Source organism: Microbacterium sp. BG28 (assembly GCF_034044005.1).
GTDB lineage: Bacteria > Actinomycetota > Actinomycetes > Actinomycetales > Microbacteriaceae > Microbacterium.
Genome location: NZ_JAXCHA010000003.1, coordinates 963,291 through 977,471, shown reverse-complemented (window position 1 = coordinate 977,471; position 14,181 = coordinate 963,291). Strand labels below are relative to the sequence as shown.

Sequence of the window (14,181 nt, the reverse complement as noted above, 5' to 3'; positions counted from 1 at the left end):
GAGGGGTCATTCTCCCGAGAGGCCTCCGAGCAGGTGGCCGAAGGAACGGCCCTCCCCGAGGTAGTTCGCCGGATCGAACGGGTCGGCGTCGACGACGGGGCTGCGGCGGGCGATGGCCTCGGCCAGCTCGCGCGCTCCCTTGTCCACGCGGCTCGAGAGCGTCGCGACCTGGTCTCCGCTGCCGCCCCAATCGGCGGAGGCGGCGAACACGCCGGTGGAAACCGCATCCGCGTGGAGGTAGGCGAACAGCGGCCGGATGGCGTAATCGATCGCCAGCGAGTGGCGCGCGGTTCCCGCGTTCGCGCCGATGAGCACCGGCTTGCCGCGCAGCGCGTCGGGGTCGAGCACGTCGATGAACGACTTGAAGAGTCCCGAGTAGCTGGTGGAGAAGATCGGCGTCACGACGATGAGCGCATCGGCCGACACCACCGTGTTGATCATCGTCTCCAGGGCCGTGGGCGCGAATCCGGTGAGCAGGTTGTTCGTGATGTCGTGCGCGTAGTCGCGCAGCTCGAACACGTCAGCGGTGATCTCGATGTCGCGCTCCGCCAGCTCGCGCGCCGTGGCGGCGAGCAGGCGGTCGGCCAGCATCCGGGTCGACGACGGGTTCGACAGACCCGCCGAGACGACGGCGATACGACGGGTGCTCATCAGGCGCTCCGAGTGGCAGCGGCACCGAAGGCGGCGCCGACAGGCTGCGGGGTGTCCTGGTAGGGCGACCCCGAGGTCAGGTTGTCACCGCGGTTGGCACGCGGGGTGGCCTGACGGGGCTCGGCGTCGCCGTACATCTTGCGCACGAGGTTCTCGTGGGTGGGCGCGTCCGGCACCTCAGCGGGACGGTTCTTCGCGAGCTCCTTGCGGAGCACCGGCACGACCTCGCCACCGAGGATGTCGAGCTGCTCGAGCACGATCTTCAGGGGGAGCCCTGCGTGGTCCATGAGGAACAGCTGGCGCTGGTAGTCGCCGAACAGGTCGCGCATGCCCGCATAGCGATCGATGACCTGCTGGGGCGAGCCGACGGTGAGGGGCGTCATCTGCGTGAAGTCCTCCATCGACGGGCCGTGGCCGTAGACCGGGGCGTTGTCGAAGTAGGGACGGAACTCGTTGACGGCGTCCTGCGAGTTCGCGCGCATGAACACCTGTCCGCCGAGTCCGACGATCGCCTGCTCGGGCGTGCCGTGTCCGTAGTGCGCGTAACGCTGGCGGTACAGCGCGATCAGGCGCTGGTAGTGCTCGGCCGGCCAGAAGATGTTGTTCGCGAAGAAGCCGTCACCGTAGTAGGCGGCCTGCTCGGCGACCTCCGGCGTGCGGATCGAGCCGTGCCACACGAAGGGCGGCACGCCGTCGAGCGGGCGCGGCGTGGCGGTGAAGCCCTGCAGCGGGGTGCGGAACTTGCCCTCCCAGTCCACGACGTCCTCGCGCCACAGCTTGTGCAGCAGGGCGTAGTTCTCCAGCGCGATGGGCAGGCCCTGACGAATGTCCTTGCCGAACCAGGGGTAGACGGGGCCGGTGTTGCCACGGCCGAGCATGATGTCGGTGCGGCCGTTCGAAACGTGCTGCAGCATTGCGAAGTCCTCGGCGATCTTCACCGGGTCGTTCGTGGTGATGAGCGTCGTGGCGGTCGACACGAGCAGTCGCTCGGTCTGCGCGGCGATCGCGGCGAGCGTCGTGGTGGGCGACGACGACCAGAAGGGCGGGTTGTGGTGCTCGCCGAGGGCGAAGACGTCCAGCCCCACCTCCTCGGCGTGCTTGGCGATCGTGATGGTGTTGCGGATGCGCTCCGCTTCGCTCGGGGTGTGACCCGACACCGGGTCCTGGGTGATGTCCGAGACCGTGAAGATGCCGAACTGCATTCCCGGCCAGGTGGTGTTCTCGCTCACGATTCCTCTTCCGCTTCCCGGGTGCGTGCCCGCATCCGTTTCTATGCGATTGAATATATCCCCTATAACGCGTCGGGGTCGAGGTTATTCCCGGCGATCGGATGCCGATTCGTACAGATGACGCAGATCCCTGCTCAGTTGGTGGGGCACCGTCTCGCTCGGCGAATGGCCGGTGTCATAGACGACAGCACGAGCGCCGATCAGCGACGCGTAGGCGCGATACTCGGACTCGGGCCAGAGATCGTGAGTGCCGGTGGCGACGAGCTTGGGCAGGTCGAGACCAGCGACGGCGGCCGTGACATCCGGCATCGTCATCATGAGGCCCACGATGTCGGTCACGCTCGAACGGCGGGTCAGCGCGAACCGCTCGCGCACGAAGCGCAGCCGCCCCGGCGGCACGCGGTTGAGGTTGTTGCGGATCCCCCACAGCATCAGCCCTGCACCCGCGCGCGGCCCCGCCGCATCCGAGAGACGCCCGATGCGCTTGACGCCGCGGAAGACCTGGCCCGTGGCCGGCGGGCAGGTCACGAGCGCAAGGGTCGCGAAGAGGTCCGGGCGCGCGACGAGTGCGAGCTGCGCGACGAGGCCGGCGAAGCTGTATCCCAGCACGTGTACCGGGGTGGACCCTGTCTCGAGCACCGCGATCATGTCGTCCACGAACAGCGGGTAGTCGTAGTGCCGCCGGGGCGGCACGAGGTTCTCCGGCCCCGCCGACGCCGATTCGTACTGACCCGCCAGGTCGTAGGACTCGACGCGGTAGCCGGCTGCGGCGAGCAGCGGCATGACCAGGAGGAAGTCCTCCTTCGACCCGGTCACCCCGGGAACGAGCAGAACCCTGGGCCCGCCCGCGGGGCCGAGCGAAACACGGGCCAATGACCCTGACGGGGTGATGACGGCATCATGCACGGCGTCCGGCGGGAAGAGATGCCAGTCCACGTCGCCGAGAGATCGATCCTGCCAGGCGGCATCCTCGCGCACGACCATCGACACCCCCTCACCGGTGGCCACACCCTACTGCCTTCGCGAACGGACGACACGCGCACCACGCGCACCGGTAGGGTCGCACGCGATGAGCCTTCCGCCGACCCCCGCGCCCGGGCGCCCGAAGCGCCGAGTGCCGTTCTGGGACAACGCGCGCTTCGCGTCGATCGTCCTGGTCGTGCTCGGACACGCGACGCAGCGACTCATCTACGACTCGGATGCAGCCCTCGCGCTCTACCTCCTCGTCTACGCCTTCCACATGCCCGCCTTCGCCGTCATCTCGGGCTACTTCTCGAAGGCGGGCGTTCCGGGAAAGCGCCAGATGGCCCGCGTCGTCACCGACATCCTGCTGCCGTACCTCATCTTCGAGACCCTCTGGACGATCACCAAGTTCCTCGTCGAGGGCGACGCCAACCCGAACCCGACGCAGCCCTCGTGGACGCTGTGGTTCCTGCTCGCGCTCGGGATGTTCCGCGTCGTCCTGCCCTACCTCGCTCTCCTGCGCTGGCCGCTGCTGTGGACGCTCGTGGTCTCGATCGGCGTGGGCTATCTGCCGAACATCGACTCCACCCTGTCGCTGTCGCGCACGATGGGGCTCCTGTTCTTCTTCACCCTCGGCTGGTGGCTGCGCGAGCACGACATCGTCGAGCGCTTCTCACTGCTGGCCCGGCCGTGGTGGAGCCGCATCGCCGCCACAGCGGTGCTGGTGATCGCCGGCGCGGTCGCGTGGATCTTCATCGATGTCTGGCGGGCCATCGATCTGCGCACGTGGCTCTTCTACGAGGACGCCTACTCGGACCTCGGCGGCGAGCAATGGTGGGCCGGAGGCATCCGGGTCGCGCTCATGGGGATCGCGCTGGTGCTGACCGCCGCCTTCCTCGCACTCGTGCCCAGGCGGGCCGCCTGGTGGACGTCGTTCGGGCAGTACACGATGTACGTCTACCTGCTGCACTCCTTCGTGCTCTACCCGTTCCGGGAGTCGGGCGTGCTGCGCGGGCTCGACCCGACCTGGTTCTGGCTGCCGGTGGTCTGCGCCGCATCCGTGCTCATCGCGCTGGGACTGGCGACGGCGCCCGTACGCCGGGTGTTCCGCCCTCTCGTCGAGCCGCGCTGGTCGTGGCTGTTCGCCGACCGCACCCTCGCACGTCGCGAAGGGCACCGCAGCGACCCGACCGGTTCGCGCCGCGCTCCCGAGCGTCGCTGAAACGCGCTCAGGCGAAGAGGTCGGCCCCGACGAACGAGCCCTCCCGGACACCGCCCGGCACCGCCCAGATGCCCGAGCCGACGTGGCGGAGGTACTCCGCCAACAGGTCGCGCGCGAGCGCCTTCTGCAGCGTGATGAACTGCTCGGGCGAACGCTGGTAGGACAGGAAGAACAGTCCCGCCTCCAGCGCGCCGCGCCCGTCGTTGCCATCGACGAAGTTGTAGCCGCGGCGCAGGATGCGGATCCCGCCGTTGTTGTCGGGGTGGGCGAGGCTGACATGGGAGGCGCGGTCGATGCGGGGGGCGCCGGACGCATCCTTCGCGGAGAAGTCCGGTGCGGTGAACTCCTCCCCACCCGACAGCGGAGCACCCTCGCGCTTGTCTCGCCCGATCGTGCGTTCCTGCTCCATGAGCCGCAGACGGTCCCAGGTCTCGATGGTCTGGCGGATGCGGCGGGCGACGAGGTAGCTGCCGCCGGCGAGCCAGGCGGGCCCCTCGTCTCCGACCCACACGTATGCGTCGAGCGCCGCGGTGTCTGTGGCGAGGATGTTGGCCGTGCCGTCCTTGAAACCGAACAGATTGCGGGGCGTCGACTGCGCGGCAGTCGTCTTCGACGTGCGCCCGAAGCCGAGCTGCGCCCAGCGGATGCGGGCGCGTCCGAACGCGATGCGGCTCAGATTGCGGATGGCGTGGACGGCGACCTGCGGGTCGTCGGCGCAGGCTTGGATGCAGAGGTCGCCGTCCGAGTTCAGCGGGTCCAGATCGTCGCCGAAGAAGCGCGGCAGCGGCGACAGCAGATCGGGGCGACGATCGGCGATCCCGAAGCGGTCGACCCCGTTGCGCTCGAAGAGCCCCGGCCCGAATCCGAAGGTGATCGTCAGGGAGCTCGCGGGCAGCCCGAGCGCCTCCCCCGTATCGTCCGGCGGAGCCTGGGGCGAACCGCCCACCGCGCCCGACGCGCTGACGTCGAGCCCCTGCGTCATGCGCGATGCCGCGTACGACCAGTCCTGAAGGAGCGCGACGAGGTCGTCGCGCGTCAGATCGTCGTCGAGGTCGAAGGCGGCGAAGTGCAGGTGGTCCTGCGCCTGGGTCGTGATCCCCGCCTGGTGTTCGCCGAAGAACGCGTGGACGCCGTCCGCATCGCCGGCGGATGCGGAGCCTGCGACCGCGGTGGCGACGGCTGCACCGCCGGCACCGCCGATGGCGAGGCCGGCGGCGCCGGCGCCCAGCAGACCGAGCAGGCCTCGTCGGCTGAGCCCGGAAGGGGCGCCGACGGGCTCGATCGGCTGGGCGTCGGACTGCTGTTCGTTCACGAGAGGACGGTCACCGTCAGACGCGACAGCGGCTCGGCGAGCGCGTTGATGAGATCGGTCAGGGTGCGCTTGTCGGCTCCGGTCAGCGTCGAGTACGCGACGAACGAGGTGTCCGCGCTGCCGTAGGTCGCCAGCTGCGCCTCGAGATCGGCGTAACCCTTGTCGATGGCCGTCACGAGCTTCTGCCCGTCCGCTCCCTTGCTCTCTGCGAAGTCGCGCACGAGCGAGTAGGCCATCTTGGAGCCCTCGACGTTGGCGGCGAAGTCGTAGAGGTCGGTGCCGCTCCACCAGTCCTCTTCGCCGGAGATCTTGCCGTTCGCGACCTCATCGAGCAGAGCGATGGCGCCGTTCGAGATGCCCGCGATGCCCTGCGCGTCGAGCGCGCTGACGAAGTCGTCGGAGTGGACGTAGTCGTTGAGCTGCGTCACATCCGCGACGAGCTGGTCGGCGTGCTCCGTGCGCTGCTCAGGCGTGGAGGGCGTCCAGTCCTGCCACGCGGGGGTGGCGCCGTCGGCGTTGAGCGCGTCCTGCGCGGGAACCCAGAGGTCCTTCTCGATGCGGTGGAAGCCGGTCCAGTCCAGACCTTCGGCGACCGCATCCACCTCGCGGTAGTCGATCTTGGGGTCGAGATCGCCCAGAGACTCGGCGACCGGCTCGATGCGCTCGTAGAAGGAGCGCACCTGCGGGAAGGAGGTCCGGGCGGTCTCGTCGTCACCGGCGGCGTAGGCGGCGGTGAAGGCGTCGACGGCAGGGACCAGCTGCTCGACCTGGTCCTTCACGAACGCGGCGTACAGCGAGACCGCCTGCTGCTTCTGCTCGGCGTCGTCGCCGGCGGCGGCGATCGCGTCGCCGGTGACGGTGAAGCCGGCCCGCCCGACGCCGTCACCGACCATGCCGGGCTTGCACAGCGTGAAGTAGTTGCCGGGCTGCGCGACGACCGTGAGTGTCCGCGAGGCGCCGGGTGCGATGTTCTCGACCTCGCCGACGATACGCAGGCCGTCTTCGGCGAGCAGGTAGAACTCGCTGACCTGCGAGCCCGTGTTCGTGACGTCGAAGGCCAGGGTGCCGCTGGTTGCGGTCGCCGTGGGCAGATCGCATCCCGAGTCGCTCGCCGTGACGGCGAGGGCATCGGATGCGGCCACGTCGGCCTTGGCAACGCATCCGGCGAGGGCGAGCGAAGTGATGACGAGCGCCGCGGCGCCGCCGATCAGACGAGGAGCTGTCATGGGGTTCCTTGATGTGCGGGAGCGACGGCTTCTTGCGCTCGGTGGGACCGCTGGTGCGGACGCGCACCGCGGAAGAAGAGGATGCCGACCACGACGATGTAGACGCCCCACGCGACGACCTGCAGCCACGTCATCTGCGGCATGAATCCGACGGTGGCCTGCAGCAGCACCGCCACGGGGCCGCCGGGGGCGATGATCGCCGACAGGTCGAAGGCCCAGCCGAACGGGAATCCGGCAAGACCCACGCCCACGACACCGGTCGCCGCGTCGATCGTGGCGGCATCGGAGAAGGGGCCCGGAAGCACGCCGGCCTCCTGCAGGTCGTGCACGCCGTAGGCGAGGACGCCGGCGGCGACGATGATGAGCAGGGCTCCGGTCCAGGTGAAGAACACCCGCAGGTCGAGCCGGATCATGCCGCGCGAGATAAGCGCGCCGAGCACGACGGCCAGGGCGAGGCCGAGGACCGCGCCGCCGAGGGCGGCGGGCGCGTTGCCGAAGGACTGCACCATCGACCACAGCAGGAGCGTCGTCTCGAGTCCTTCGCGAGCGACGGAGATGAACCCGATGACCACGATGCCCCACAGCGCCCCGGTCGCGAGGGCCCGGTCGATGTCGCCCTCAAGGGCCCGCTTGAGACCACGTCCGGCGCGCTGCATCCAGAAGATCATCCACGTGACCAGTGCCACGGCGACGAGCGAGAGGCCACCGCCGAGGATCTCTTGGGCCTGGAAGGTGAGCTCGTAGGCGCCGAACGTGAGGACCGCGCCGACCACGAGCGAGAGGAGAACGGCGAGCCCGACGCCGACCCACAGCCTCGGCAGCACGTCACGCCGGCCGAGCCGGGAGAGGTAGGCGGCGAGGATGCCGACGACGATGGCGGCCTCGAGGCCTTCACGCAGACCGATCAGCAGACTCGACAGCACCGCGACATCCTTCTTTCTGGTAAGGCTTACCTAAGCCCGGAGCGAGATTACTCCTGTTACGACCGGAGGCAAATTCCACGCCGTGCGGTAACGCGCAGCAACATTTCTCCGCGGCGCGACGACGGGACGTACCTTCGGTGCATGAGCACGCCATGCCTTCCCGTCCTCGACTTCTCCCGTCTGTCCGGCGGCCAGGATGCGGCCGCCGCCTTCCGCGACGACCTGCGCCGCGCGACCCATGAGGTGGGTTTCTTCTACCTCACCGGCACCGGCGTGGATGACCTGGCGCTGCGCCTCGAGAAGGTCGCGCGCGCTTTCTTCGCACTGCCCGAGGCCGACAAGCTGGCGATCGAGAACGTCAACAGTCCGCACTTCCGCGGGTACACACGCATCGGCGGCGAGCGCACGCAGGGCCAGATCGACTGGCGTGAGCAGATCGACATCGGGCCGGAGCGGGAGGCCGTGACCGATCCCGCCGCTCCCGACTTCGACCGGCTCACCGGTCCCAACCTCTGGCCCGCGGCTCTTCCGGAGCTGCGCGAGGTCGTGCAGGAGTGGCACGACCGGCTGAGCGAGGTCGCGATCACGCTGCTGCGCCAGTGGGCGCTGGCGCTGGGCGCCGCGGAGGACTTCTTCGACCCGTACTTCGCGGACCCGGGCACGCTCATCAAGATCGTCCGCTATCCCGGCAGCCGTGAGCCCGAGCCGCAGCAGGGCGTCGGCGCCCACAAGGACTCCGGTGTCCTGACCCTGCTCTGGGTCGAGCCGGGCAAGGGCGGGCTGCAGGTCGAGCGCGACGGCGGATGGGTCGACGCTCCCCCGGTCGACGGTGCGTTCGTCGTCAACATCGGCGAGCTCCTCGAGTACGCGACCCAGGGGTATCTCATCGCCACCAACCACCGGGTCGTGTCGCCCCGCTACCCTGAGGACCGCATCTCGGTGCCGTTCTTCTTCAACCCGGCGCTCGATGCCCAGCTGCCGCTCATCCAGCTTCCGCCCGAGCTCGCGGCACGTTCGCGGGGTGTGACCGAGGACCCCACGAACCCGATCTACGCCCGCTACGGCGAGAATGCGCTGAAGTCGCGGCTGCGCGCACACCCGGATGTGGCGGCGATCCACCACGCGGATCTCCTGGCCACCCGCGCCTGACCCACCCCCTCACCGCGCCCGGGCGCCCACAGTGCTCTCGTGCAGAAGATGCAGTCTCGTCCTCGGCCAGAACGGGCTCAGGTTCCACAGGCTCGAGGTCATCCGACTTGTGTTGCGCTACCCAACACCACGCGAAAGCATCGGCCTCAAAGCCGTAAACGCACGAACTGGGCTGCCCGCCAAGCACTAACTCAGGCGCCGCTTCATCTGTTCCTTATGTTCACGGACGCGTCGCACAAACGAGTCATCTCGAAGGTCCGACTCATACTCTGACCAGTTCGTTTCGATGAGGCCTACCGTTTCTCGCACCACATCTCGAAGATCTATAGTGTGATAGCCGATCTTGCGGCCAATTCTGTCAAACGCAGCCAGGTTCACGTCCTCGTACCGCCTCGAATTAGCGAGCTTCAGTCCCGTGCCCCGCTCGAGGCCAGCACTGTCGTAGACCTGGACCGAAACGACGTCGTAGACCGGCGACAACTCGGCCCGCTTTCGGTCAGAATATCTGACCGACCAATTCTTAAGATGCGCGTCATCGTTCCCAATCATCAGGTTCAGAGTCAGCCTTCGTACGAACTCGATCAAGTCCTCGTCTCGACTACGACGCCAAACATAGCCTGCGAGAGTCTCGAAGTTTCCTGCGTAACGATCGTCCACCCGAAGCCCACGCACCTGAGCGAAATCTTCAATATGGGTGCGTGCCCCATTCTCGCGGTCAAAGCGCTCGATCACGAATGCTTCCGTCTCACCCCTCCAGAACCGATCGGGGACGCCCTCAAGCTCGTCACGCGAAACCAGTCGGACAGCGGGGACGTTAATGCCGACGCGTCGACCCAATCCCATGCTGGCAAATTCGTTCTGCGGCAACAATCTAAACTGCGGATCGGGAAGTTTTACGAGCCAGTCTCCATCACTTCCCGTTGCCGGCGCGACGAACTTTTCATCCTGGCGAAGGACAGAAAACTTGAGTCCTACGCCCGCGACAGCGGATGTCAGCCATGGCCCGAGTTCCCGCTGTGCAACAGTTTGCTCAGAGAGAGGGAATCGTTGGCGAACCCCGACCGCCCCTTCATAGGGCTCGACCGTAACAGCCCCAGGTAGGTCACTGCCGACCTGCAGGAGCACTTCCATCTGGCTGGGCGTCCTCCCCAAAATCGTCCTGAGCTCCGCCTCCACTAACTGCTTGAGCGACCCCTCAGGGAGCAGGTTCTCGAACCAGGAAGGGAGTCGATCCTGGCTCGTATACTCGCGCGTAACATCTTCCTCGAACTTCAGTCCTAGAACACTTCGGTCCCGCGATTCTAGGTAGTTATCGTTGAAGTAGAAGCGCACAAAAGCTCCCCGCGCTTCAAGAGTGCCAACGCTCTCTCCATGTAGACGAACATCGAGGTGCACGTCAGTAGCCTGCAGGCGCGATCATGGCGTCGTCACGCTCTTCGGGATCGTCATCGACAACCAACAAGTCCAACGAAGGCGTGTCTTCGAAGCTCCACTCAGCATTACGAGCAATGAAGGATCGGAGCGCCTCTGTAAGAGTCTCCTGCCTGACGTCAATGAACCCTTCGGCATCACCCGCCAGCATGCGTTCGGATGCGTCCGCCGTCACTCCGTGCGAGAGAAGGGCGGCCGATGCACTATCTCCACCATCTCTAGCCAGCCTCCAGAGAGCGTCAAACGGTGATTCAATCTGTGCCTCTGGGGAATCAGCAAGAAGAATCCTGTTGCCCGGCAATGAACGCCGGTCCTTGCCGGCCACTCCTACGCTGTATACAGCCGGGGTAACACCCAATGCAGTGTTCTGCTCTCCGAGCGCTCCCAACAGGTCATTGACCCCGTACCTGGCGACCTCCCCATTCTCACCGAGGTTCAAGCGCGCAGGACGAAGATCCCATAAACATGCAACCATGATTCGGGTTGTAGCGTAATTGGTGCGAAAATCGACAACTTCGAGATCGGTGCGAGAAGGTCCAGAGACAATGTCAAGCAATCCTTCAATAGAACCTAACTCGTCACCGGGACGGATCCGCTCGCACATCGAACGCGTGGCGAATGTAATGTTCCCCTTCGTCACTTGCGGTCCGAGCACTGCGGCGCGCCAGAACCACCGCCGGAGATTTCTGATAGATCCGGACCCGGGATCTGGAAAGTGTGAGAAGAATCGAGTCAGGACGACTAACAAGTATCGGTAAGGGAGCATAGCCAAGTGCGGAGCACCTGCAGCGTTCTGCAAGAACTCAACCGCAGCCACCATTGCCTCGACAACAGCTCTCCTCGCTTCCGCGGGTGTTTCACCGGGAAAATCGGAGGCCTGACGATCGGCAACGGTTGAAGGGGGGTCAAACTCGCGCCGGATGTCTCTCGATATATCAGCCTTTCGGCGCGCGAGGACCGCGAGAAGCACCGTGTTCTCGTCCACCACCCCGAAACCGGTCTGCGCATGGACCTGATCTGCGATCACATTAAGATCGTGCGCAACACCCTTCGAATCTCCGTTATCATCGCCAGCCTCGTGAAGAGCACTAAAGACCTCGGCTCGAGTGAGCTTCCGACCGTAGTTGTTCATCCGGTCGAAGATGTCGCGAAGCACCGATTCATCGCTTTGCTCTACGATGTACACGGGCACTCTAAACTCACGAATCGCTTTCGCTGTCCGATTCGCGCGCTGGATGAACTCGGGCTGCGATAACAACTCCGGATTTTCGTTAAAGTAGCTCAGCAGTCGAGTCAGATCGAAGATGATCGGTAACGGTATCTCCGTCACCGTTACATTGCGGTTCTGCACGAACCGCTCCCGCTCAACATCGTAAGCAAGAGCGAAACGAGGATCCTTTTGACCTTCATCGCTAAGAGCGTTTGCGAGAGACGTCAGCCGCTGCTGTCCGTCCACAACGAACAGGGCCGAATCGGTCGAAGGCGCATCAATGCGCAGCGCTCCGATTGGCATATTTTTGAATTCATCGCCGTGGCGCCGCCAAAGAAGAAGGTTCCCGATCGGATAACCCCGCACGATCGAATCGAACAACCGAATTACATCGCTTCGTTGCCAACGCAGGCCACGCTGGAATGATGGGATACGAATGAGTCCCTGGTGCACGTCCTCAACGAGGTCATCGACGGGCTTCGCATCGGTGTGAAGACGACCCTCGTAAGCCATCGTTCTCCGATCGTTCGGTGTGACAACGAGCTTATAGGTCTGTTCGATACGATTGACAGTGGCACTCCGCTCCCTGCGACAACACTCGGCAAGACCCCATCGGCACCCCGGCGCCCGACCGGCACGCCGGCGCCCAGGCTCTACGACGGATACACGAAACGGGCCGCACCCGGCGCCACACTCGACGCGTCTAGAAGCATCGCGGATGCGAAAGTGTGCGAGCGATGGTCGCGCGGCAGCCGCTGCCGTCTGTTGGCGCGGCGGGTGGGCACACAAAAGCGAAGGCCGCCCCACACCGTGGGGCGGCCTTCGAAGAAAGCGATATACGCGATCGCGCTGCGATCAGCGGCGCAGACCGAGACGCTCGATGAGCGATCGGTAGCGGTTGATGTCGATGTCCTGCAGGTAGCCCAGCAGACGACGACGCTGACCGACCATGAGGAACAGACCACGACGCGAGTGGTGGTCGTGCTTGTGCTCCTTGAGGTGCTCGGTGAGGTCCTTGATGCGCTGCGTCAGCATCGCGACCTGCACCTCGGGGGATCCGGTGTCACCGGGGTGCGTCGCGTACTCTTCGATGATCGCCTTCTTGACGTCGTTCTCGAGTGCCATAGATGGGATCCCCTTTCTCCTCGTTGCGCGGCGCCCTCCGGCTGATCCGGGGGCTCTCTTTATCCGCGGCCGATCGAACGGCAACCTCGAAAGTCTACCAGCGTTCGACGCGGGCTCCGACCGCTCCCGCCGCGGTACGCTCGCACCCGTGCAGTTCACCATCCGCGTCAGGCCCGGCTCGCGACGCGGCCCCCTCGTCGAGTCGGATGCGGACGGCACCCTGACCGTGCACGTGCGCGAGCGAGCGGTCGACGGCGCAGCCAACGCCGGCGTCATCGCAGCGCTGGCCGCGCACCTCGGCGTCCGCCGCGCGGACGTCACGATCCGCACGGGTCACGCCGCTCGCATCAAGCGCATCGAGGTCGCGGAGTGAGGCGGATGCGGCTCGCGCGCCACCTGATCGATGTGCGCCCGCTCACCACCAGCGCACCGTACGCGCGGATGTGGATCGGCTCCACGCTCGCGGGCCTCGGCGGGCAGCTGACGATCGTCGCGGTCATGCTTCACGTCTACGCGCTCACCGGCTCCGACTTCGCGGTGGCGATGGTCGCGGTGGCGGGTCTGGTCCCGATGGTCCTCGCCGGACTCTACGGAGGGATGCTCGCCGACGCGTTCGACCGGCGCATGGTCGCCCTGGTCGCGGCCTGCATCACCTTCGCTTCCACCGCGCTGCTGGCGGCTCTCGCCTGGTCCGGCGACGAGACCGTCTGGTGGCTCTACGCGCTGAGCATCGTCAACTCCGCCGCGAACTCCGTCGTGATGGCGACGAAGTCGGCGATCACGCCGCGACTGCTCCCGCGCGAACTGCTGCCGGCCGCGGCCGCCCTGAACGGCGTCACCGTCGGCATCATGGTGATGGCCGGCCCCGCACTCGCCGGCGTGCTGGTGGCGACCGCCGGGTACGCCTGGACCTACTCGATCGACGTCGTGCTCATGACCTCGTTGTTCCTCGGCCTGTGGACCCTGCCGCGGCTCCGGCCCGAGGGTGCGATCGTCAGACCGGGTCTGGACTCGCTCCGCGACGGCTGGGCGTTCCTGCGCCGGGCACGCAACATCCGGATGCAGTACCTCCTGGACATCATCGCGATGACGTTCGGGCAACCGCTCGCCCTGTTCCCGGGCATCGGCGCCGTGCTGCTCGGCGGGGGGCCGGTCACGACCGGCATCCTCACCGCGGCGGTCGCGGCGGGGGCGTTCCTGTCCAGCCTGTTCTCGGGTCCGATCGGCCGGGTGCGCCGCCACGGCGTCGGCATCGAGCGTGCCATCCAGGTCTACGGCGGCGCGATCGCCGTGTTCGGGCTCGTGCTGGTGGCGGCAGCCCTCGGTTGGTTCGCGGGAGGTGACCTCAATGTCGTCCTGATCGCCGCCGCCTGCGTCGTCCTTGCCGTCTCGGGCGCCGCCGACAATGTCAGCGCGATCTTCCGTTCGACCATGATGCAGTCCGCTGTGCCTGACGCGATGCGCGGGCGCCTGCAGGGGATCTTCGTCGTGGTCGTCGCGGGCGGCCCTCGCATCGGAGCGCTCTACGCCGGGAGCCTCGCGACCCTCACGACGCTGTGGTTCCCGCCCCTGCTGGGCGGCATCGTCATCATCGCGCTCGTCGGGGTGCTCGTGCGTCTCAGTCCCGGCTTCCGTGCGTACGACGCACACCACCCGGTGCCCTGAGCGACGGCTCGCTGCCGTTGTGCGGCGGCTTTCGGACATCGCATCCGCGAGAGCGTCACTGCGTCCGCAGCCGTC

At 66.5% G+C, this 14,181-nt stretch carries 13 protein-coding genes; 4 read left to right on the top strand and 9 right to left on the bottom strand.

Annotation, left to right across the window (positions count from 1 at the left end):
- Window positions 1–6 precede the first annotated feature (6 nt).
- The 3 genes from SK224_RS15605 to SK224_RS15595 all read right to left on the bottom strand — a co-directional run bounded on the left by SK224_RS15605 (window position 7) and on the right by SK224_RS15595 (window position 2,864).
- Window positions 7–651 carry an FMN reductase gene (locus tag SK224_RS15605; RefSeq protein WP_137416548.1) on the bottom strand — a complete coding sequence of 215 codons (645 nt, stop codon included), beginning with the start codon at window positions 649–651 and terminating at the stop codon, window positions 7–9.
- On the bottom strand, window positions 651–1,853 hold the full coding sequence (locus SK224_RS15600; protein WP_307325824.1) for an LLM class flavin-dependent oxidoreductase: 1,203 nt from the start codon (window positions 1,851–1,853) through the stop codon (window positions 651–653). Before SK224_RS15600 ends, SK224_RS15605 begins: the two co-directional genes overlap by 1 nt.
- 111 nt (window positions 1,854–1,964) lie before the next feature.
- Window positions 1,965–2,864 (bottom strand): alpha/beta fold hydrolase, encoded by a 900-nt coding sequence (locus SK224_RS15595; RefSeq protein ID WP_320435654.1) that lies wholly within the window; start codon window positions 2,862–2,864, stop codon window positions 1,965–1,967.
- 85 nt (window positions 2,865–2,949) lie between these two features.
- Here SK224_RS15595 and SK224_RS15590 point away from each other — a divergent pair, with 85 nt between their 5' ends.
- A complete protein-coding gene (locus tag SK224_RS15590) occupies window positions 2,950–4,065 on the top strand; it encodes an acyltransferase family protein (protein WP_320435555.1) in 1,116 nt (371 codons plus the stop codon).
- Window positions 4,066–4,072: 7 nt separating this feature from the next.
- Here SK224_RS15590 and efeB read toward each other — a convergent pair whose 3' ends face one another.
- Genes efeB through efeU form a run of 3 tightly spaced genes read right to left on the bottom strand, consistent with a single transcriptional unit; the run spans window position 4,073 to window position 7,526 of the window.
- A complete protein-coding gene (gene efeB, locus SK224_RS15585) occupies window positions 4,073–5,377 on the bottom strand; it encodes an iron uptake transporter deferrochelatase/peroxidase subunit (RefSeq protein WP_320435554.1) in 1,305 nt (434 codons plus the stop codon).
- The gene (gene efeO / locus SK224_RS15580) at window positions 5,374–6,603 is read right to left on the bottom strand and encodes an iron uptake system protein EfeO (protein WP_320435553.1); all 1,230 of its coding nucleotides are present in this window, start codon (window positions 6,601–6,603) and stop codon (window positions 5,374–5,376) included. The genes efeB and efeO overlap by 4 nt, the downstream gene beginning before the upstream one ends.
- Window positions 6,600–7,526, bottom strand: coding sequence for an iron uptake transporter permease EfeU (gene efeU / locus SK224_RS15575; RefSeq protein WP_320435552.1), 927 nt, complete (start codon window positions 7,524–7,526; stop codon window positions 6,600–6,602). The genes efeO and efeU overlap by 4 nt, the downstream gene beginning before the upstream one ends.
- Before the next feature lie 141 nt (window positions 7,527–7,667).
- On the opposite strand from efeU, the gene SK224_RS15570 reads away from it, so the two are divergent.
- Complete coding sequence (locus tag SK224_RS15570) at window positions 7,668–8,675, top strand: isopenicillin N synthase family dioxygenase (protein WP_320435551.1); 1,008 nt, start codon at window positions 7,668–7,670, stop codon at window positions 8,673–8,675.
- 186 nt (window positions 8,676–8,861) lie between these two features.
- Here the strand turns inward: SK224_RS15570 and SK224_RS15565 are convergent, their stop codons facing one another.
- From SK224_RS15565 to rpsO, 3 genes are all read right to left on the bottom strand, one after another.
- On the bottom strand, window positions 8,862–10,070 hold the full coding sequence (locus tag SK224_RS15565; protein ID WP_320435550.1) for a type II toxin-antitoxin system HipA family toxin: 1,209 nt from the start codon (window positions 10,068–10,070) through the stop codon (window positions 8,862–8,864).
- A 1-nt stretch (window position 10,071) separates the two neighbouring features.
- Window positions 10,072–11,829, bottom strand: coding sequence for a DUF262 domain-containing protein (locus tag SK224_RS15560; RefSeq protein ID WP_320435549.1), 1,758 nt, complete (start codon window positions 11,827–11,829; stop codon window positions 10,072–10,074).
- 342 nt (window positions 11,830–12,171) lie between these two features.
- On the bottom strand, window positions 12,172–12,441 hold the full coding sequence (gene rpsO / locus SK224_RS15555; protein WP_137416542.1) for a 30S ribosomal protein S15: 270 nt from the start codon (window positions 12,439–12,441) through the stop codon (window positions 12,172–12,174).
- Between the two features lie 148 nt (window positions 12,442–12,589).
- On the opposite strand from rpsO, the gene SK224_RS15550 reads away from it, so the two are divergent.
- Both SK224_RS15550 and SK224_RS15545 read left to right on the top strand, forming a co-directional pair.
- A complete protein-coding gene (locus tag SK224_RS15550; RefSeq protein ID WP_320435548.1) occupies window positions 12,590–12,814 on the top strand; it encodes a DUF167 domain-containing protein in 225 nt (74 codons plus the stop codon).
- A gap of 5 nt (window positions 12,815–12,819) precedes the next feature.
- On the top strand, window positions 12,820–14,106 hold the full coding sequence (locus SK224_RS15545; protein WP_320435547.1) for an MFS transporter: 1,287 nt from the start codon (window positions 12,820–12,822) through the stop codon (window positions 14,104–14,106).
- Window positions 14,107–14,181: the final 75 nt, after the last annotated feature.

Excerpts from the sequence above, each read along its gene's own strand:
- SK224_RS15605 (WP_137416548.1), bottom strand. The coding sequence starts at position 651 with ATGAGCACCCGTCGTATCGCCGTCGTCTCGGCGGGTCTGTCGAACCCG.
- SK224_RS15600 (WP_307325824.1), bottom strand. The coding sequence starts at position 1,853 with ATGCAGTTCGGCATCTTCACGGTCTCGGACATCACCCAGGACCCGGTG.
- rpsO (WP_137416542.1), bottom strand. The coding sequence starts at position 12,441 with ATGGCACTCGAGAACGACGTCAAGAAGGCGATCATCGAAGAGTACGCG.
- efeO (WP_320435553.1), bottom strand. The coding sequence starts at position 6,603 with ATGACAGCTCCTCGTCTGATCGGCGGCGCCGCGGCGCTCGTCATCACT.
- SK224_RS15560 (WP_320435549.1), bottom strand. The coding sequence starts at position 11,829 with ATGGCTTACGAGGGTCGTCTTCACACCGATGCGAAGCCCGTCGATGAC.
- SK224_RS15595 (WP_320435654.1), bottom strand. The coding sequence starts at position 2,864 with ATGGTCGTGCGCGAGGATGCCGCCTGGCAGGATCGATCTCTCGGCGAC.
- SK224_RS15590 (WP_320435555.1), top strand. The coding sequence starts at position 2,950 with ATGAGCCTTCCGCCGACCCCCGCGCCCGGGCGCCCGAAGCGCCGAGTG.
- SK224_RS15570 (WP_320435551.1), top strand. The coding sequence starts at position 7,668 with ATGAGCACGCCATGCCTTCCCGTCCTCGACTTCTCCCGTCTGTCCGGC.
- SK224_RS15545 (WP_320435547.1), top strand. The coding sequence starts at position 12,820 with ATGCGGCTCGCGCGCCACCTGATCGATGTGCGCCCGCTCACCACCAGC.